This is a genomic window from Luteolibacter algae (assembly GCF_042683045.1).
Taxonomy (GTDB): domain Bacteria; phylum Verrucomicrobiota; class Verrucomicrobiia; order Verrucomicrobiales; family Akkermansiaceae; genus Luteolibacter; species Luteolibacter algae.
Window position 1 is genome coordinate 59,369 of the sequence record NZ_JBHUIT010000003.1, and the last position, 19,084, is coordinate 78,452.

General features: G+C 51.8%; 18 protein-coding genes. 2 read left to right on the forward strand and 16 right to left on the reverse strand.

The features are described 5' to 3' along the window. Positions 1-38 precede the first annotated feature (38 nt). Together ACFSSA_RS04585 and ACFSSA_RS04590 are read left to right on the forward strand one after the other, a co-directional pair. Positions 39-383 carry a zinc ribbon domain-containing protein YjdM gene (locus ACFSSA_RS04585; RefSeq protein ID WP_386818762.1) on the forward strand — a complete coding sequence of 115 codons (345 nt, stop codon included), beginning with the start codon at positions 39-41 and terminating at the stop codon, positions 381-383. A 15-nt stretch (positions 384-398) separates the two neighbouring features. Further along, entirely contained in the window at positions 399-833 is a 435-nt protein-coding gene (locus ACFSSA_RS04590) for a YiiD C-terminal domain-containing protein (RefSeq protein ID WP_386818763.1), read from the forward strand. A 13-nt stretch (positions 834-846) separates the two neighbouring features. Here ACFSSA_RS04590 and rbfA read toward each other — a convergent pair whose 3' ends face one another. The 16 genes from rbfA to murJ all read right to left on the reverse strand — a co-directional run bounded on the left by rbfA (position 847) and on the right by murJ (position 19,025). Further along, on the reverse strand, positions 847-1,206 hold the full coding sequence (gene rbfA, locus ACFSSA_RS04595; protein ID WP_386818764.1) for a 30S ribosome-binding factor RbfA: 360 nt from the start codon (positions 1,204-1,206) through the stop codon (positions 847-849). Positions 1,207-1,305: 99 nt separating this feature from the next. After that, positions 1,306-3,438: a translation initiation factor IF-2 gene (infB, locus tag ACFSSA_RS04600; protein WP_386818767.1), complete on the reverse strand. Its 2,133-nt coding sequence runs from the start codon at positions 3,436-3,438 to the stop codon at positions 1,306-1,308. A 62-nt stretch (positions 3,439-3,500) separates the two neighbouring features. After that, positions 3,501-4,811, reverse strand: a complete 1,311-nt coding sequence (nusA, locus tag ACFSSA_RS04605; RefSeq protein ID WP_386818769.1) for a transcription termination factor NusA — start codon at positions 4,809-4,811, stop codon at positions 3,501-3,503. Positions 4,812-5,015: 204 nt separating this feature from the next. Further along, positions 5,016-6,134: a hypothetical protein gene (locus ACFSSA_RS04610; RefSeq protein ID WP_386818771.1), complete on the reverse strand. Its 1,119-nt coding sequence runs from the start codon at positions 6,132-6,134 to the stop codon at positions 5,016-5,018. 107 nt (positions 6,135-6,241) lie between these two features. Beyond that, positions 6,242-6,856 carry a hypothetical protein gene (locus ACFSSA_RS04615; protein WP_386818773.1) on the reverse strand — a complete coding sequence of 205 codons (615 nt, stop codon included), beginning with the start codon at positions 6,854-6,856 and terminating at the stop codon, positions 6,242-6,244. Between the two features lie 146 nt (positions 6,857-7,002). Further along, a complete protein-coding gene (locus tag ACFSSA_RS04620) occupies positions 7,003-8,163 on the reverse strand; it encodes a cysteine desulfurase family protein (RefSeq protein ID WP_386818775.1) in 1,161 nt (386 codons plus the stop codon). A gap of 49 nt (positions 8,164-8,212) precedes the next feature. After that, positions 8,213-9,094, reverse strand: a complete 882-nt coding sequence (locus ACFSSA_RS04625) for a hypothetical protein (RefSeq protein WP_386818777.1) — start codon at positions 9,092-9,094, stop codon at positions 8,213-8,215. Positions 9,095-9,293: 199 nt separating this feature from the next. Then, complete coding sequence (locus ACFSSA_RS04630) at positions 9,294-9,995, reverse strand: PEP-CTERM sorting domain-containing protein (protein WP_386818779.1); 702 nt, start codon at positions 9,993-9,995, stop codon at positions 9,294-9,296. Positions 9,996-10,180: 185 nt separating this feature from the next. Further along, positions 10,181-10,762 carry a leucyl/phenylalanyl-tRNA--protein transferase gene (gene aat, locus ACFSSA_RS04635; protein WP_386819246.1) on the reverse strand — a complete coding sequence of 194 codons (582 nt, stop codon included), beginning with the start codon at positions 10,760-10,762 and terminating at the stop codon, positions 10,181-10,183. Beyond that, a complete protein-coding gene (locus tag ACFSSA_RS04640) occupies positions 10,759-11,154 on the reverse strand; it encodes a gamma-glutamylcyclotransferase family protein (RefSeq protein WP_386818781.1) in 396 nt (131 codons plus the stop codon). Before ACFSSA_RS04640 ends, aat begins: the two co-directional genes overlap by 4 nt. Continuing rightward, the gene (gene obgE / locus ACFSSA_RS04645) at positions 11,151-12,203 is read right to left on the reverse strand and encodes a GTPase ObgE (protein WP_386818783.1); all 1,053 of its coding nucleotides are present in this window, start codon (positions 12,201-12,203) and stop codon (positions 11,151-11,153) included. Before obgE ends, ACFSSA_RS04640 begins: the two co-directional genes overlap by 4 nt. A 46-nt stretch (positions 12,204-12,249) precedes the next feature. Continuing rightward, positions 12,250-12,666 carry a SufE family protein gene (locus tag ACFSSA_RS04650; RefSeq protein ID WP_386818785.1) on the reverse strand — a complete coding sequence of 139 codons (417 nt, stop codon included), beginning with the start codon at positions 12,664-12,666 and terminating at the stop codon, positions 12,250-12,252. Between the two features lie 54 nt (positions 12,667-12,720). After that, positions 12,721-13,635, reverse strand: a complete 915-nt coding sequence (locus tag ACFSSA_RS04655; protein WP_386818787.1) for a UbiA family prenyltransferase — start codon at positions 13,633-13,635, stop codon at positions 12,721-12,723. A 50-nt stretch (positions 13,636-13,685) separates the two neighbouring features. Then, the gene (locus ACFSSA_RS04660; protein WP_386818789.1) at positions 13,686-14,975 is read right to left on the reverse strand and encodes a DUF1552 domain-containing protein; all 1,290 of its coding nucleotides are present in this window, start codon (positions 14,973-14,975) and stop codon (positions 13,686-13,688) included. A 35-nt stretch (positions 14,976-15,010) separates the two neighbouring features. Then, entirely contained in the window at positions 15,011-17,275 is a 2,265-nt protein-coding gene (locus ACFSSA_RS04665) for a DUF1592 domain-containing protein (protein ID WP_386818791.1), read from the reverse strand. 148 nt (positions 17,276-17,423) lie between these two features. After that, complete coding sequence (gene murJ / locus ACFSSA_RS04670) at positions 17,424-19,025, reverse strand: murein biosynthesis integral membrane protein MurJ (protein WP_386818793.1); 1,602 nt, start codon at positions 19,023-19,025, stop codon at positions 17,424-17,426. Between the last annotated feature and the right edge of the window lie 59 nt (positions 19,026-19,084).

Consider the following 19,084-nt stretch of genomic DNA (forward strand, 5'->3'; position numbering starts at 1 on the left):
TTTTCAAAATATCTCAAGAACCAACCCACCTACCTGATATGCCCGACTCTACCTGCCCTCTTTGCACCATGGACGAAATTCTCGTTTTAGCTGAACACAACGAATGTGTGACGTGCGGACATGAGTGGAGGCCAGAAACAAAAACAGAAATCGATGAGCCGGGTGAGCGGGTCGTGAAGGATGCCTACGGGAATGTTCTGGAAAATGGAGACATCGTCGCAATGATCAAGGACCTGAAGCTGAAGGGCAGCTCGGAAGTTCTTAAAAACGGGACCAAATCAAAACCTATCAGGCTCCGCGAGGGTGATCATGAGATCGATTGCAAGATGAATGGTCTCTCCATTGCTCTAAAGGCTATGTATGTGAAAAAGGTGAATCAGTGATCCCCCATCAGCATCATGAATTCCGAGGAGCTTGAGAACTTTCTCCATAAAAAGATTCCCGTCTCAAAGTTGATGGAAATCCATGTTGCCACCTGCTCTCAAAACAAAATCATTCTCGAGGCTCCACTCGATATCAACCATAACCATCTCGCTACTGCCTTTGGCGGGAGCCTCGTTGCCATAGCCACACTTGCTGGATACTGTATGTTATGGACGGCATTGGGAGATTCCAATGCCCATGTTGTAGTCAAGCGAAGTAGTATCGAATACTACCGCCCGGTAAAAAACAACATCAGTGCGCTGTGTTCGCTTCCGCAAAGCAGAGAATTTGAGCGCTTCAAGAATGCTTTCGAGAAGCGCCATAAAGCACGAATGCGCTTGGACGTCACGATCGCCGATGCAGGTGTGGAGTGTGTCCGTTTTTCGGGGGAATTTGTGGCGATTATTTAATTACTAGAAACGGTTAAATTTCCTCTTCCTCGGGTGCCTTTGGGAGCTTGTCCACCTCTTCGAGGAGATTCACGATCTCCACACCGCGGACGGCAGAAGCGTCATGCTTGAATCGGAGCACCGGGGTCGACTTGAGAACCACTCGTTTCATCACTGCGGATTGAATCGCGCCGTGGGCTTTGTTCAATTTTTCAATCACGGGGGCTGCAGCGCCGCCGATCACGCCGATCCATACTTTTCCTTCCTTGAGATCCTGTGTGACCTCCACTCCGCTTACTGTTACAAGCTTACCATTCCATTCGTAATCGTGTTGGATTACAGTGGAGATTTCTCGACGAAGTAGTTCGTTGACTCTGTCTATACGTCTGGACATGGCAAAAAGCGGATTAGGATGATTTGGAAGAAAAAACGGTCAAAACCTCCGGAGACTTATAAAAAGGCTCCAGAAGTCGACCGTTCAAAGGGTTTGGAATCAGAGAGTTTGTGCGACCTTATCGAGCTTATAGCATTCGATAATGTCACCTTCCTGATATTCATTGAACTCACCAAGGCGGATACCACACTCAAAGTTTGTGCGGACTTCCTCGACCTCTTCGTGGAAGCGACGGAGAGTGGACATTTTTCCATCGAAAACCGGAACACCGCCCCTAAGAACGCGCGCATGGGCTTTTCGATGAATTTTACCATCCGTGACAAATGATCCGGCAGCTTTTCCTTTGTTCACCTTGAATACCTGGCGGCACTCCGCATGACCAATGACTGTTTCGCGCGTCAATGGCTCAAGCAATCCGAGCATGGCTTCGCGAACTTGGTCGATAAGCTCGTAGACAATCGAGTAGAGCTTGATCTCCACACCCGCCGCCTTTGCTGATTTCACAGCCTTGGCTTCCACTTTGACGTTGAAGCCCATGATGATCGCGTCCGATGATGCAGCATACGCCACATCAGATTCTGTTACGGGACCAGCTGCCGCAGTAATGAACTGGCAATCGACTTTCTCGGATTCGATCGCGAGAATTGCTTTCTTGATCGCCTCCACCGAGCCTTGAACGTCACATTTCAGAATGATCTTGAGCTGATTCTTGCCACCGCCTTCGTTCACCATTGTGAAGAGATCTTCCATCCGGTTCCGGTGTTGTGGTTTCAAGCGCTTGAGACGAAGCTCTTCTTGCCGTTCCGAGCCCAAAGCCTTCGCTTCACGCTCATTTTTCATCTCAGTAAGATGGTCGCCGACGTGAGGTAACTCTTCGAAGCCAATAACTTCGACCGGCGTTCCGGGAAGTGCGACTTTTACATTCTTGCCCAAATCATTGATCAGGGAGCGGACTTTTCCGGCAAAAGGACCACAGATAAACGGAGTTCCGATTTTGAGGGTTCCAGATTCCACGATAACTGTAGCGGTAGTGCCACGTCCCGGAACAACACGAGCCTCGATTACTCCGGCACGGGCTGTTGCTTTGGGATTGGCACGCAATTCCATCACCTCGGCTTGAAGGAGTATGAGTTCAAGGAGAACATCCATACCATCTCCTTTCAGAGCGGAGATGCAGGCGAATTCGGTATCACCACCATAGTCGGTGGTTTGCAGCCCGTTCTCGGCAAGCTGGGTTTTTACCCGCTCCACGTTGGCAGACGGAAGATCGCACTTATTGATCGCGACGATGATCGTTTTCTGTGCTTTTTGGGCGAATTTGATGGCCTCCAGAGTTTGTGGCATGATGCCGTCATTGGCAGCCACCACGATCACCGCAATATCGGTGATGTTCGCACCGCGCTTACGCATATCGGCAAAAATGGCGTGACCGGGAGTGTCCAGGAAGGTGATCAGCTGATCATTGTGGCTAACCTGATAGGCACCGATGTGCTGGGTAATCCCGCCTGCTTCGCCAGAGACGACCTTACTATTGCGGTAGTAATCGAGGATTGAGGTCTTGCCGTGATCGACATGCCCCATGATCGTGACGATTGGAGGTCTTTCCTTTAGGAGGTTTTCAGGCTCCGCTTCAGGAGCTTCCGGTTCCACAATAACTTCTTCGACCTTATGGAAGCCTTTGTCCTTATCCCGCTTCTCGCGCTCAAAGGTAAATCCATGGATTTCACACACTTGCGCGGCAACTTCTGGCTCAAGTGGCTGATTGGGCGCCGGAAAAACACCGAGCTTGATCAGATCCGCCATCACATTAAATGGCTTCAGACCGAGACGAGCTGCAAGATCGGGCACAAGAATCGGTGGCTTGATAACAATCAGGTTCGGATCATCCGAAGCGACGGTCTCCTCGCCCGTAGTAGACTCGGTATCGGCTGCCGGTAATGGAGCCAAATCCTGATCTTTCACCAAGGCAGGATCTTCGGATTCCTTATCAAGAATTTTAGAAATGCTACCGAGAACATTTTTGCCAGCTGGTGCCTTCTTGCGCACCTTTGGTTTCTTGTCATCAGCGAAAAGATCGAGAGCATTTGCTTTCGCTGCCTCAACTTTGCTAGGGGCAGCAGCAGCCTCAGCCTCCTGCTTCTGGCGTTGCCTCCGGGATGGCTTTTTTGTGTCGTCGATCAGATCGAGGACCTTTTTCGGCTTTTCTGAGGATTTATCGCTATTCTTAGGCATTCGGCGTTCTGAAGTATGAGTAGTAGGCAAATTAAATTGTATCTCTGGAGTATCGTCTGAAATTAGTCCTGTGTGGCAAGTGTCGTATCGTCTTCCGAGTCAGTCTCCTCTTCCGGAGCGACTATGGCATTAGCACGGGTGAGAATATTTTCAGCTTCTTCTGTGGAAATTTCCAATGCTCCGGTCAGGAATTCGGCCGGCATATCGACAATCATCTCCGCGCTAACTCCACCAATAAGAGTGAGCTTTTCCGCGAGCTCATCGGTGATTCCCAGCTGCTCGCCGAGAGAGTGTGCAACACCTCCGATCTTCTCTTTGAATTGCTCCTCTTTGGTCTCGTCCTTACGGACCTGAACATCCCAGTTCATCAAGCGTGATGATAGGCGGGCGTTCTGGCCTTTGCGGCCGATTGCTTTGCTGAGGTCTTCCTCACTTACCGTTACAAGAACCACTTTGGATTCTTCGTTAACTGTGATCGAAATCAGTTCTGCCGGTTTCAAAGCCTCGCGGACGAGTTCGGCAGGGTCTTCGCTCCAGCGGATGATATCGACTTTCTCGTTGTTCAATTCACGGACGATATTTTTGACCCGGGCACCGCGCATTCCAACGCACGCACCTACTGGATCGACTTTTGGATCATTGCTGAAAACCGCGACTTTTGTCCGGAAACCGGCTTCACGTGCGATCGCACGGATATCGACCGTATGATCTGAAATTTCATTCACTTCCGCCTCGAAAAGACGACGAACAAAATTTGGATGGCTGCGTGACAGGATAATTTCCGGGCCACGACCTTCGTTTTCCACAGCGAGAACATAGCAGCGGATACGGTCACCGATGTTATAATCCTCTCCTTGGACACGTTCGCGGTTCGGCATGATGCCTTCGAACTTCCCGAGATCGATCATCACATCGTTGCGCTCGAAACGACGGACGGTGCCGGAAACAATATCCCCTGCCCGATCCTTGAATTCTTCGTAAATCATTTCCTTCTCCGCCTGGCGGAGCCGTTGCATCATCGTCTGCTTCGCCGTTTGCACGGCAATGCGACCGAAATCCTTAGGTGTCACATTGAACTCAAGCGTCCCGCCGATCTCAACCGACGGATCTTTTTTCTGAGCCAAACTGAACGGAACTTCGTTGAATTTATCCTGCTGTTCTTCGTCCGCGACTACGGAGAGGGAAGCGAAAATCTTCGTCGTGCCCTTTTTCGTATCCACATCTGCGCGCAGGGTTTCAATAGCATCGGCACCCGGAACCATTTTGCGATAAGCGGAAACAAAAGAAAACTCGAGAGCAGCAACGATCTTATTGCGATCGATACCTTTTTCTTTTTCGTAATATTCGATGAGTGCGACGATGTCGTTGGTCATGTGGTTAGCGGGCAGTGCTGCTGAGTTTTCAATACGAAACGTATGGTTTCAGTAGGATGAGGGGTTCAGCTGTATGAGAGTTGTAAAGACGCAAAAGAGTGGGCATAGACCCACTCTCCATGTGACAGAGGTTGTTCGTTGAACACCTGATACCTTCAAACTTACAAGCATGCAAGCCGAAAGTCTTGACACCTTCGGCTGCGATCAAGCTGCATTGGCCGGTGATTGGATCAACAAGCAGTCCTCAAGAAAGGGTTGGAGCGCGTGCATCAGTGCGGATCCCGCTTCCTGGAACCGCTCCCGGAAATGCTCCTCAATGCGCTTCAGGGAGAACTCCAGGTCGGCCAGCATCATTTCATTGGCTTGCCCCCGGACAATGGCAACCATGATGAGATATTCTCCACGTTCCGCGATCACATTTCTTCCGTCAGCAGCTTCAAATGAACGCCGGATCTCGCCATTATTTTCACGAATCTGCTGAGCGACGCGTTTCGCAGAGCCCTCCACTCTCTTCACCGTGGAATGCCGGGCGGGATCGCAGCTGGCGAAGGAAACCAGAGCCAGAGTTTGCGCATCCAAAAGATATACTTCCTCGACTTGGAAACGATGTGTTTTCTCGAAAAACACCTCTTCGTAGGTCCTACTTGAGAATAGCGCCTGCATTCTCCAAATTGTTTTATCGACGAATCCGGGCGCTTCAAACGGGCGCCTTGATGGACTATATTCCGCCAGTGCACGACGGACGGTCGCCCGAAGCATGGGTTCCAAGAGAGCGTCCAACTTATCACGGTCTCCGGTTACGACCACCCGCCGGGCGATGGACTCAATCAATGGAGCGAACGCCTCTGTAAGATCCTTATCGGTAAAGTCGGGTTCGGAGGGGCTTGGAGCAGCTTGTAACGGAACTTCACGCACGAAATCATTTTCCGGTTCCATGCGAGCTCCAGACACTTCTACTGCTGGCGGTTTGGTTTCACTGGCATGTGCTGGCTCCTCTTTCCGCACGCCGGACACATCTCCGCGCGGCTTTGTTTCAGATGGCAAAACGATATCCGGAAGCATCCTGAGTCCGCCCGAGCTACTCCCGGCATCCTCCGTCTCATTGATCCGATCCGCGGCTGTGATCGAAAGCTTCGGAATGTGGGAGAATTTTTCCGGTGGAAACACGATCTCTCTATAGTTATCCATCTCCTCCTTGGCCGCGGGATCAACTCCAGAAGGCATCGGCACCAATGACACCGGAGCATCCTTTGATGCCACGCCGGGATTAGTAGGCTGCGCCGGAACTGGAGGCATTACCACCAATGGAGGGAACCATTTCATCGGCTCATGTGCAGTTGACGCAGGCAGAACAGAGCCGAATTCAATGACCCGGTGTGGACCCGCACCAAAAGAGGCAGCCACCGGCAGCGAAGAAAGTGAATTCCGGTTCATTTCTCCTGACAGTTCGGATTGGCAGCGGAAGCCGCGCTATCGGCAAAAACCCGGGCAGCATTGGCTAGATCCTGCAGGCGCTTTTCGATATTTTTTGGCAATTTCGCTTCGATCTCCAGGAAACGCTTTTCCACTCCGGAGCGCAGCTCGTCCAGATCCGCTTTGAGTTGATTAAGGAGTTTCTCATCCCGGTTTTCCAGACGGAGGTGTAAGGATTTCTGCCACTCTGCCAGCCATGCACCCAGTTTGTTTTCAAGTTTTTGGACTGCCGGCAAAGCAGTTGCCTCCGCCTTTTCGCGGGCAATATCATTGATCTGAGCAGCAAGTCTCTGAGCATCCTGCCGATGCATTTCAGCCAACCTTTCCTTCTCCTCGCTCGTGGTTTCCAAACGTTGAACATGCTCTTGAAGAGCCTCGACTCTGGCTTCGGCAATCATCAGGCGATCCTCGAAAATGGGAGCGTCGGATACAGGCGCATTGGCAACGGTATCAGGAGCTGTCTCCAAGCGCGCAATGCGGCCTTCGAGACGCTCCAGATGGCGGCCTACGATAATCTCGCGGATCCGCTCAACCGTTTGCGACGGATTAAGGGTGGGGGGGGTGGGTGACATGGCAAACTCTCCGTGGGGGGTGATTCCGGAGGGGGGGTGATTCCGGAACTCGGCTGAGGTAGCGTTTCCTTTAATACATTAGCATCCTTGAGCATGTAAATAGAATCTACTATGATTCGTATTTACTGAAGATTCAGAAATCTAAATTAACTAGTATAGATTGCGACAGGTCCAATGCCGGAACCCTGTACGTTCCGGAGCTTCTCGACGCATTTCCTGACCTTTTCTGCGGCCACAAGTGTATCTCCAGAGCGATTTTCCCGTGAGAAGCTGAATCTCAGGCTGGTTTTCGCGCGGGATTCGGGGATACCCATTGCCAGCTGAACATGCGATGGTTTTTGTTTCCCCGTCATGCAGGCGGACCCAGCCGCACATGCCACTCCGGCTTCGTCCAGAAGTATCAACATGCCAGCCGAGTCACATCCTTCAAAAGAGAGATGCGAGGTATTCGGAAGCCGATGGGTAGGATCGCCGTTTCGAAGGCATCCCGGGACATTGGCGAGAAGGTAATCCTCAAACGCATCCCGTTCTGCTGCGATATTTTCTTTTCGATCGTGCTCCAGGTAGAATTTTGCCAATTGTGCAGCCATTCCCATCCCGACAATCGCTGGGACATTCTCAGTCCCGCTCCTCCGGTTTTTCTCCTGCCCTCCTCCGAAAATCAATGGCGCGAACTCCAGGCCTTTCCGGACATACAAGGCTCCGATACCCTTTGGACCATGGAATTTGTGCGCAGAAATCGACAACACATCCACGGGAAGATCCCGGACTGAAATGGAGATCTTGCCTGCCGCCTGGATGGCATCCGAATGAACTGGCAGCCCGTTCTCTTTGGCAATATTGATAATTTCCGCCAGCGGTTGAATCATGCCGGTTTCGTTGTTTGCCGCCATTGTTGAGACATAGCCGGCTCCTTTGCATAATTCGGAAAATGCCTCAAGATTGATCAAGCCATCCTGATTCACCGGACTCAGATCGTATGCACGCTCCCGTGATTCCACAAATCGTAGCACCGCACTATGCTCTATTGCGGAAACCAGGGCCCTCCCCTCACCTGTCAGTTTATCCAGAGAGTTAAGGGCGGTGTTTACACTTTCAGTCCCCGATCCGGTAAAGATAATTTCGTCCGGATGAGCCCCAATTAAATCAGCGACCTGTTCTCTTGCCTGATCGACAGCCTTTCGGGCGAGTTTCGCTGTTCTGTAACTGCCGGAGGGATTTGCCTGCACTCCGCTCAGCCACGGAAGCATGGCTTCAAGAACTTCGGGAAGCATCCCGGTGGTGGCGTTCGCATCAAGATTTATCACAGCTTTGATTTTCAGGTCCCACACGAAAAAAACAACCCGGAAACCGGACTTAAATTTCAGTCATAACCTTCGCCACGAATTGCTCCAGCCAATACAAGGTTTGGTCTCCCCATGTGGCAGCTGTGCCGAGCCAGGAAAAGCCGAACTCGCGAAAGCTCTCGAGAGGAGCCGGAGAGGAAAAACAAAGCAATGTGACGAGCACCAGGAGATTCCCAAACCAAATTAAAACCAGAGATAAAAATGTCCCGTTATCACTCAGATCCGGTTGATCTCTAGGAATCATCCATAAGGTCCAGGCCAGATGAAACGCCCAGGTCGCACCGATGACGCTGTAGAAGACTAAATTCCCGATGGGACGGATCTCGGTAAATATGCTGACGGTAACGTAGAGAATCAGCGCTATTACGCTCCAAAACGGCACGAAATATGGAGAAAGCGCAATGACCCAGTTGGTTTTATCCGTGGTGACGTAACCACCGTCCGCTCCCCACTCTATTTCCAATACCTTGCCTCCAAAGCATTTCACAAATGCCGCGTGGGTGACTTCATGACCAAAAACATATAGATACAGGAAAAAAGGTTGGGCCAATTTCGACCAGAACCAGCCCAGCATCAATACAACCCCAACGGTAAAATACCAGAACTGGGCGCTCTGCCAGAAACCTTTTTCAACTGTGGCATGCGAAAATGTCCGTAAAAATGTCCACGTCGTCACCCAACATAGTGGCAAAAGCACCAGCCCCAGCAGCAATCGATACAGCTGCCTAAATAGGCCGACGCCATCTCCCGCGTCCTGCTCGGCCATGTCTTCAATCGCGATTGAGGCCCAGATCGATTTTTCGCCTCTCCGGTTGACTCTGCGGTTCAAATCCAGCTGCCGTCTGGCTCTTTCATGAGCGCGACGGTTCATCGTCCCCAGACCCTCAGACACGGATGGTCTTGCCCGCTTGCGATTAGCCGGAATTTTGCCGGATCGTTTTCGTCTCCCCTCACTCATGCAAATCAGGGCGCCAAGATATTTCGCAAACCTTAAAGAATCAAGCTCCGGATTTTCCGGCTTTTTCCCACGCAATAAAAAACCCGCACCCTTTCGGGCACGGGAAACAATACATGAAATGTGTCGGAGGCCCTTATCTACGCCTTCTCGCACAGATTCCAAGCACGCCGAGCACGGAAAGAAGTGCTGTCGATGGCTCGGGGACTACGCTTGCTGTGATTGAATTGATCTTAAAGGCATCAATATATCTGCTATCGGAGACCAAACCGGTTTTTGGGCCGAACAGAATCGCGTTCACACCTGAGCTAGGGCTATTGATTGATACATTCTTTGCGTTACTGGTGGAATTTCCATTCTCCTGCTGCTCTCCCAGAAAGCCAAGTGCCGAGAGACCGCTGTAGGTAACACCATTCAGATTGGAGCTGTTGGTATTGCCTACCCAATAGGAAACATCCTGATCGTATGGACCTGGGGAAGCCTGGATCTTCACACTTTCCACATCCACGAGGGTATCAAAGGTGAAGAGGATGAAATCATTCTGTCCTTCATTGTCCACCTGATGCCATGGTGAAGAGCCGTTCTCTTCATTATTGATGACTCCCAGACCCGGACTCCATTGTCCAAGTTTGGAAGCTTCCAAAGCATTATTATTACTTCCCTTGGTGTAAGACCATGCACTGGCTGTTACCTTTACGCCATTCACCGTAAAGGATTTTGTGCCTCCTGTGGATGTGACGTTGGAGGAACCACCGAGGTTCCATGTGATAGATTGCCCGAAAACGGGCAACGAAGACGCGACGACAAGACCTGCCGCGAGGGCAATTAGTGTTTTCATTGGGTGGGGGGGATTTGGGGGGGTATTGTCCGCACAAATGCGAACAACCTATCCAGCTAAAAGCACTAAATATAATTCAGCAAGCATTTTATTAGAATACAAAGATCAATAAATGTTTAATATTAATCTGAACAAATTAAATACCCGTGAGCGGAAAGTGCCTCCGGAGGTAGAGCTTGGAGCGATCAAGCACCGATCGCTTCAGCCAGCAAATCAAGATATTGCTCTCTCTTGATTTCCAACCCGCCAAAGGTTTTCAAATGATCCGTAATCCATTGGGTATCGAGCAGCCGGAAATCCATGGATCTCAGATGATCCACTAAAAAAACTAGAGCCACCTTTGAAGCATCGGTCTTGCGGGAGAACATACTTTCTCCGAAAAAGGCTTTTCCCAGAGAAACCCCGTATAGGCCGCCCTGCAATCCATCATCATCCCAGCATTCCACGGAATGCGCATGCCCCCTGTCATGTAGGGCGCAGTAGCTTTCCAGAATAGCTTCCGTGATCCAAGTCTCCTCGCGGTCCGCACAACCGAGCATCACCTCTCTAAATGCACTGTTGATCCTTATTTCAAATGGACTCTTACGTAATTTTTTCTTCAATCCGTGCGGAATGTGAAAACGTTCGTCGAGGGGAATAATTCCTCTGAACTCCGGAGAAACCCAGATAATTTCCCCATCGTCACCCATGGGAAAAGCTCCCTGCGCGTAGGCACCAAGAAGGATATCCGGCGGAATGATATCTGGTGTCACGGAAGAAAATTTCAGCTAGGGTTAGGCTCGTAGTCCAGCCAATCGTCACCTTCCAGCGGGGTGGAATCACACAAATCGCCGATCCATTCCCATACCCACGCCTCTTGGATCGCGCCACTATCAAGCATCGTCTCGACCTTGATACGCCGATATTCCCTAGGCTCCTCGGCATCGGAAGTGATGCCCTCGAAATCATCCAACGCCTTGAGATGAGCGGTGCTTTTTATACGATAAAGCTCTCCACGGACCGATTGATCTCCTCCACAAACCAGTGCCGGATACCAATCGATTTTATGGATTTTCCCGGCAACTCTTCCGGATCCGATGAAATCCGCTCCGTTCATGCGAAAGTGGTTCGAGCCGCCACGCCGCAATGTTCCGTAGACGAATACATGCTCCGGATTCATTTCTTCGCCCGTTGTGAGACTTCGCTGTCCAACATCATTTTGAGATCGTCCAAGCCGTCGCCTTTGTCAGCGGAAATCGCGATGACCTCAACCTTGGGGAAACGCGACTTGAATGTCTCAAGGTTTTCCGCGGCCCCTTCCAGATCCATCTTGTTGGCGATGACCTTCCAGGGAAATTTCGCGAGATCCTCGTCGTATTCTTTGATTTCCTTCCGGAGAATTTCCAGATCGCTGATTGGATCACGGCCTTCCGAGCCCGCCATATCCAAGACGAAAAGAAGCACCCGGCAGCGTGTGATGTGACGCAAAAACTCGTGCCCGAGACCGCGGTTTTCGTGTGCGCCTTCGATCAGCCCGGGAATATCGGCAACGGTGCACCGCCGGAAACCGCCAAACTCGACCACGCCGATCATCGGCTGGAGAGTCGTGAACGGATAGGAACCAACCTTCGGCTTCGCATGTGAAAGTTTTCCGAGGAGTGTTGATTTTCCGGCATTGGGAAAGCCGACCAATCCAGCATCCGCAATGCGCCGGAGCTCCAGGTAAAACACCCCCTGTTCGCCAGGTGTGCCAAGGGTGAATTCCATCGGGGTCTGATTGGTTGCAGTGCGGAACTTGAAGTTTCCTTCACCACCCACCCCATTTTCGCATAGAACAATAGTATCACCCTCCTCCACGAGGTCTGCGATAGGATCGAGATCGATACCCTCATCACTCCGCTCATATTCCACGGCTTCGTTCACCGTAGCCGCATTGGTGCGATAAACAACCGTTCCGGGCGGAACTTTGCCGATCTTGTTTTTGCCACCTTTTCCGGTCTTTTTGTGCTTACCGCCCGGCTTGCCGTCTTCCGCGATCAGCTTGGGATCATAATGATACTGGCGAAGGGTATCCACGGAATTATCGACCACCAGGATCACCTTACCTCCATTGCCACCATCGCCACCATCGGGTCCGCCACGTGGCACGAATTTCTCGCGCCTCCATGAGACAGCGCCGTCGCCGCCATCGCCCGCTTTCGCCAAAATTCTGATGTGATCGATAAACATTTCCCGAGCTTCTATGCTTCCCAGCGGTTACGTCAACGGCAATGCGTCATCCAGCGAAAGCAAGTGCGCGCTGCTTCATCTGTGTGGCCATCAAATTGAGCGCATTTGCACGCGTTGGAGCCAAATGCTCCTTGAGCCCCGTCTTCTCAATAAAACCCATGTCCGCAGTCAGAATCGCATCTGGAGTTTCGCCGCTTAGCACGTCGATAAAGAGTGCAATCATCCCTTTTGTGATCAGAGAATCCGAGTCCGCATAATAGTAAACCCGCCCATCTTTCATCACCGCATCCAGCCAGACCTGCGACTGGCAGCCCTTGATCAGATGCTCGGAATCACGGGCGCTGTCCGCGATCGGTTCCAGCTTTTTTCCCAGTCCGATGACATATTCATACCTCTCGGTCCAGTCTTGGAAAATTCCCAGATCCTCCAGCAAGCGTTGTTGTTTCTCAGCGATTCCACTCATAAAAATTTCCTCACCGGCAATGGAGAGCACGAATGGAGAAACTTCAAGCCTAGATCAGGTCGCAGATGCCAATCTCTGGAGAACACGTCCGGAAACAAAACATACCGGGGCCAGAAGAAATGCCGTAAGACTCATCGGATCCATAACGGAAGTCCTTTCCAATTTCAGCCAAATCAGTCCCATTGGCAGCAGCGTCACCCAATCGACAAGTGGAATTCCGGCCAATAATGCGGAGACATGCACCGAAACAGGCGATTGGAATTTTGATAAGCAGAGCCGAAGCCATACGAAAAATGGTAAGAGGCCAATGAAGCCGAGCATCGGATAGGTCAGAACGGGCAGTACAGCGGCAATCATTCCCGCAGCGTAGAGCAGACTTTTGGACCGCCATCTTTTTTCCGCCGGCATGTCACCCTTTGCCTCCCAGCGCGCACTCAGGGACAGGGCGATGATATAAATCAGCAAAGCCAGCGATGGAAAAATCACAGGCCCGGCTAGTCCCCCACGCATCGCCACGTATCCAAGCAATGGCAGGCAAGCCCGGCAAAGCCCCATGGGAATAACTGACCAGGCTGCTGTTTTATGAACTTTCGTATACTGGACGATGAAACTCACCAATACCAACGCCATCAGAAAGGCGCCGAATCCATTGAGTGCGGCCAGGAACAACCCAGTAATTGTCCCGATAACGGCGGCTGCCAGATAGCTATTGGCGGAAAACATTCCCTGGGGTAAAGCGCGCTCCGGACGATGAATCCTATCCCAGTCACGGTCCGCCCAATCGTTGAAAAAATTGCCGCAGATGTAGAACAATATCGCCGCCAGGGATAGCAACCATGGCCACTGGAAGGATGCTCCATTTTGAATACTTCCCAGGAGCACCCCGACCCCAAGATTGCTCAAAACACTAGGCACATTTGCAATTCGGGCAGTGGCCAGCAGAGCGATGATTTTGCTATCGGATTTCATTTCAGCAAGTGCAGCCCCAAGCCGGCATAAAGTGCAAGCCTTGGGAACGCCTATGAAATCTTCTCAAACTTGCCATTCGAGTCTCCAACACGGTCCGCCCTCGCCCCCATACGATCGACTAGCGAAAGGTATAAATTTGTCATCGGCGTGCCCGCCTCGGCGTGGATAACGCGGCCTTGCCTCAAGTTCCCGCCGTGACCGGCCAGTAGCAGCGGAAGGTCATCATGGCTATGTCGGTTTCCGTCAGCGATACCGCCACCGTAGAGAATCATCGAATTATCGAGGAGATTGCCCTCACCGTCCGGCGTTTGTTTCAAACGCTCCAAGAACCAAGCGAATTGCTCGATATAGAAGCTATCGATTTTCGCAATTTTCTCCAGATTTCCAGCATCCCCTTTATGATGGGAAAGATCGTGGTGGCCGCTAGAAATGCCGAGATCCGGAAAGGCGCGCCCGGAGCCATCGTGAGCCAGGAGGAAGCTCGCTACCCGGGTGGTATCTGTCTGAAAGCCCAGCAACATCATTTCATACATCATGCGTATGTGCTCCTTGTAAGTAGGAGGAATCCCAGTCGGCCGCTCCGCATCAGGGGTTTTTATCTGAAATTTTTCCGCGTTCTCGATGCGACTTTCCACTTCCCGAAGCGCCGTCATATATTGATCCAGCTTCGCCTTGTCTGCGGCGTCGAGTCGGTTTTGCAGGCGTTTGGCATCGCTTGACACGAAATCCAGAATACTTTTTTGAGCAGCACGCCGGGTCATATCCTGCTTGATATTGCCAGATCCAAAGAGCTTCTCGAAAACCATGCGCGGATTGTTTTCGGCAGGCATGGGGGTATTGTGATTCCGCCACGACAAATTATAGACGTAGGCACACGAGTAACCGGAATCGCAGATCCCCGTATTGCGCGAGAGATCCGTGGAGAGCTCCAAGGAGGGAACTCTCGTCTGATAACCGATTTGTCGGGCAATAATCTGATCCACCGATTCCCCCAGGCGAATATCCGAGCCCGCGGTTTTACGGGCCTGGCAACCTGTCAGGAAAGTCGCGTTCGCCCGGGCATGATCGCCCGCTCCATCACCATTTGCCTTGGCCTTGTCATGATCCAGATGACGCAGGACAGAGTAATGATCGCGGAGTCCACCAAGTGAGCGAAGGCTTTTGGAAATATTCTGTGTGCCGTCCGGATACCATTCGGCACCGTTGACCCCGTTCGGAATATAAACAAATGCCACCCGTGTCGGCGGGGCTGCTTTTGCCGTAGAGGCTCCCAAACTTTGCATGCTTGGCAAGGCAAGGGTTGTAGCAAGTCCTTTGAGAAATGCGCGTCGGTTGTTCATAAATCAGGTTTTGTGGTTTGAAGAAACATTGTGGCTTAGTTTCTCCGATATTGAAACGGCACGGATTCGGCGATGGCATAAATCCATGTTAGTAAACGGCCCTCGTTTTGATCGCCTTTCATTACGATTTCATCGAGCGCCGGTCGGTCGAAGTATTCCACACCTCTTCCCAAACCGTAAGTCAGTAATTTCACCGCGAAAGCTCTCCGGAATTCTTCCTTGTAATCGCGGATAAATATATCCCGCATTTCTTCCGCCGTGGAGAATTCCTGTCCTGTCACAAGCTTCCCGGTCACATCGAGAGGCATTCCCCGGTCCTGATCCCGCCACCGTCCGACAACATCGTAGTTCTCCAGGCCGAATCCGATCGGGTCCATGAGCGCGTGGCAGGAAGAACAAGATGGATCCGCCCGATGCTGCTCAAGCTCCTGCCGCAAACTGAGACCTTTGTGATCTCCACCTTCGATGAGGGAAGGAATGTTCGGCGGAGCAGGTGGCGGAGGGGTATTGAGGAGGTTTTCCAAAACATATTTTCCCCGCAAAACCGGCGAGGTTTTATTCCGGTGTGATGTCAAGGTCAGCACCGCAGCCTGCCCCAGCAATCCGCGCCGTGGGGTGCCGACAAGTGAAACTTTACGGAAATCCCCACCTTCGACGCCCTCAATGCCGTAGTGCTTCGCCAAGCGCTCGTTAATGAATGTATAATCCGCACTCAGCAAAGTCTCGACCGGCAGATTCCGCCGGATCACATCCCAGATCAATAGCTCGGTTTCATGCCGCATATCCACCGGAAGCCTGCGATCGATCCCTCCGTAGGCACTGGAGCTAGGTTGGACAGAATCCATGTCGCGCAGCTGCAACCATTGGCCGACAAAGTTCTTCACCAGCGCTGCGGACTTTGCAGATTCCATCATTCGTTTGATCTCACCGCGTAGATTTTTGCGTAGCTCCCCGCGCGATGCCAGCTCGAACAGGCGTTCATCGGGCATGGTGGACCACAGGAAATAGGATAGTCGGGAAGCAAGCGTGTATTCGTCTACAAGCTGTTTGCCACGGCCCGGCGTTCCGGTCCCTCCCTCCTCGCGAAACAAAAACGAGGGTGAGACCAATACCGCACTCAGAGCCTGGCGGATTGCGTATTCAACGCCTTCCCCGTTGGCTTCGGCCACGTTCAGGAAATATAGATATCGCGCGACTTCCTCATTTTCAACGGGGCGCCGGAAAGCTTTTGGCATGAAATTTCCCAATACGGCTTGGAAATAATCCGCATCCGATTGCTCTGCAGCTCTTTCGACAAAAATCAATTGATGGGAATTTGGCTTTGGTAGAGGTGGACCATCCAGCGGCCCCTCAATGACCACATGCCGGATCAGCAAGTTACGATCTCTCATCCCTTCCTCCGCCTCCGGCTCGTAGGCATCGTTTAGAAAACTCAACCCAAGCTCGATCTTTCCGTCTCCTTCCAATTGTATCGCCTCTGTCTTATACTCGGAAGGTTGGTGAATGGAGCTTCCAACATCGAAAACCTCAATAGCCTTTCCATCTATCGAAACCTCCATTTTTGCAAGTTCATCTCCGCATCTGTCCGCTCCTGCAAGCATCCGAACACGATATTTTCCCGAGGTCTTCGGCCGGATCTGAGCGGTGGCCGTCCCGGAATATTTCATATACCAGGAATCTCCATTCACTTCGCCTACCCCCTTGAGCTTCCGTCCCTCCACCCAGGCCTCAGGATAGGCTGGCGGGGAAAAGTCTAGCGCCAGATCCAAGACCGTCTGGGCTGCCTGCAAATACCGCTCCATGTGCAGCGGAGAAATGCTCAGAACATCTCCGATATTGTCGAAGCCATAGCCACTGTCATCCGGGGGCAGAATGTTCGCGGCATCGATTTTCACATCCAGGAGATCCGCGATGGTATTCTCATACTCGGTTCGGTTCAGCCTGCGGATGGGTAGCGCACCGGGATCGGGATTTTCCGGATCGACGGGAAAAATCGCGTCATCGATCCATTTCACAAGCTTCTCACGCTCCGCATCTTCCGGAGCATATTCTTCCGGTGGGGGCATCAGCCGGAAGTCGATGTGATCACGGATCTTTTTCCATTGGGGGCGATTTTTAATCATCTCCGCCACCTGTTCGTAATCATCCAGCGCCAAGCCTCCTTCCTTTAAGCCATCACCATGGCAATCATAGCAGTAATTGACAAAAATCGGCTCGATCTCTGTGAAAAATTTCTCTTCCAGATCTTCAGCTCCTGCTCCGGAAACCCCCAGCCACCCGATGACCAACAGCTCTCCCATGATAGAGAATTTTCTAGAAAATCGCTGAATAGACATCGTCATCTTGAAAGGGAAATAGCACCTAACGTCCGCAGAATGCAGAAGTTCAAGAGGACACTACGTCGGGATTGCGGGAAATCTCGCAGAAAAATCCCATGAAAGCCGAAGTCTATTTTATTTTCCCAGCCTTCCGTTTGACGATCAATAGCATGTCGGTGACCTCTTCCACCTTCAGGATGAGGGCGATTGCAAAATAGATTCCGCCTGCAGCCGCCATTACCGCAGCCAGCCAAACGGCTTTCATCAGGAGCGCCATCCCAGTCAGATCGTTGAAAACGTAACGGTTGGCCGCGTGGCAGATGCCAGCCATGACAGCGGTAGCAACGCCGATTTTCAAAAATGCGCTCAACAGCCCTCTCGTTCCTATATCCCCCGCATAGCGAATCATCGCAACATAGAGGAAAATGAAATTCATACAGGCTACGATACTCGTTGTGAGAGCCAGAGACTCATGCCCCCACTTGAAAACAAATACGAACAGATAGTTACAGACGATATTCACAGCCAGCGCCATAAAGCTGGCGATCATCGGGAACCATCGCTTCTCGATCGCATAGAAAGCAGGCTGCAGCACTTTCAATCCCGCATAGAAAAGCAATCCATAACCATATGCCTGCAGAGCTCCAGCCGTCGCAATCCGGTCCGTGGCATCGAACTTTCCTCTCTCGTATAGTAGACTGATAATCGGACCCGCCAGCATCACCAGGCCAACGGTCGCCGGGAAAACCAGAAACATTACCAGTTTGAGCCCCTTGGCGAGCGTAGGACCGAAATCCCTGGAAACGCCATTGATTGCAGCTCTGGATAGCGCGGGCAAAGTCACTGTTGCCACCGCGACGCCGAAGACACCGATCGGCAATTGCATGAGCCGGAAAGCATAGCTCAGCCAGCTGACCGCGCCTTCCCCTACTCCGTAGGCGAACATCGAATTTACCACCACATTCACCTGGGTGACGGAAGCGGCAATGACCGCCGGTCCCATCAATTTCAAAATCTGCCTGACGCCATCGTCATTCCATTTGAAATCCGCAACAAAACGATAACCGACAGCACGCAGGGCGGGAAACTGACAGACCAACTGGGCGATTCCACCAATCACCACGCCCCATGAAAAACCCACAAGACTGCGGGGTCCCCAGCTGGGATCCATCCAATAGCCAAGAGCGGCGCCTCCGGCCATGGAGCCAATATTGAAAAAACACGAAGCCAGAGCCGGCATCCCGAAGATATTCCGGGCATTTAGCATCCCCATCACCAATGCGGATAAAGAAACCAGCGCGATGAACGGATACATCACCCGCACCATCTCCACCATCAGGGAAATCTCGGCAACATTGTAATCCCGGGCAGTCTCGCCACTTTTGGAAAATGAGGTAAGCAACTGGACAATCCACGGTGCCACGAAGATGCCCACCAATGTCACCAGACTCATGAAAATAGCGGCGAGCGTCATCATCCGGTTGGCCAGCACCCATGCCTTTTCAGGCCCATCGGATTCTACTTTTTTCGAGAAAGTTGTAACGAATGCCTGGGAGAGCGCGCCCTCTGCAAAAAGATCACGCAGCAGGTTCGGCACCCGGAAAGCCAGATAAAAACAATCCATCCAGCGGCTCCCGCCGAAAAGCCCGGCGAACATTGTCTCACGTGCAAGTCCCAGCACCCGGCTCAGCATCACCGCAGCACTAACTTTCCATGTGGCCTTCGCTGACATTGCCGCACTCTATCTCTTACACGCCGCAAAATTGCAACCAATAGTATCCGCCTCGGACA

Excerpts from the sequence above, each read along its gene's own strand:
- ACFSSA_RS04585 (WP_386818762.1), top strand. The coding sequence starts at position 39 with ATGCCCGACTCTACCTGCCCTCTTTGCACCATGGACGAAATTCTCGTT.
- ACFSSA_RS04590 (WP_386818763.1), top strand. The coding sequence starts at position 399 with ATGAATTCCGAGGAGCTTGAGAACTTTCTCCATAAAAAGATTCCCGTC.
- rbfA (WP_386818764.1), bottom strand. The coding sequence starts at position 1,206 with ATGTCCAGACGTATAGACAGAGTCAACGAACTACTTCGTCGAGAAATC.
- infB (WP_386818767.1), bottom strand. The coding sequence starts at position 3,438 with ATGCCTAAGAATAGCGATAAATCCTCAGAAAAGCCGAAAAAGGTCCTC.
- nusA (WP_386818769.1), bottom strand. The coding sequence starts at position 4,811 with ATGACCAACGACATCGTCGCACTCATCGAATATTACGAAAAAGAAAAA.
- ACFSSA_RS04610 (WP_386818771.1), bottom strand. The coding sequence starts at position 6,134 with ATGAAATGGTTCCCTCCATTGGTGGTAATGCCTCCAGTTCCGGCGCAG.
- ACFSSA_RS04615 (WP_386818773.1), bottom strand. The coding sequence starts at position 6,856 with ATGTCACCCACCCCCCCCACCCTTAATCCGTCGCAAACGGTTGAGCGG.
- ACFSSA_RS04630 (WP_386818779.1), bottom strand. The coding sequence starts at position 9,995 with ATGAAAACACTAATTGCCCTCGCGGCAGGTCTTGTCGTCGCGTCTTCG.
- ACFSSA_RS04640 (WP_386818781.1), bottom strand. The coding sequence starts at position 11,154 with ATGAATCCGGAGCATGTATTCGTCTACGGAACATTGCGGCGTGGCGGC.
- obgE (WP_386818783.1), bottom strand. The coding sequence starts at position 12,203 with ATGTTTATCGATCACATCAGAATTTTGGCGAAAGCGGGCGATGGCGGC.
- ACFSSA_RS04650 (WP_386818785.1), bottom strand. The coding sequence starts at position 12,666 with ATGAGTGGAATCGCTGAGAAACAACAACGCTTGCTGGAGGATCTGGGA.
- ACFSSA_RS04655 (WP_386818787.1), bottom strand. The coding sequence starts at position 13,635 with ATGAAATCCGATAGCAAAATCATCGCTCTGCTGGCCACTGCCCGAATT.
- ACFSSA_RS04660 (WP_386818789.1), bottom strand. The coding sequence starts at position 14,975 with ATGAACAACCGACGCGCATTTCTCAAAGGACTTGCTACAACCCTTGCC.
- ACFSSA_RS04665 (WP_386818791.1), bottom strand. The coding sequence starts at position 17,275 with ATGGGAGAGCTGTTGGTCATCGGGTGGCTGGGGGTTTCCGGAGCAGGA.
- murJ (WP_386818793.1), bottom strand. The coding sequence starts at position 19,025 with ATGTCAGCGAAGGCCACATGGAAAGTTAGTGCTGCGGTGATGCTGAGC.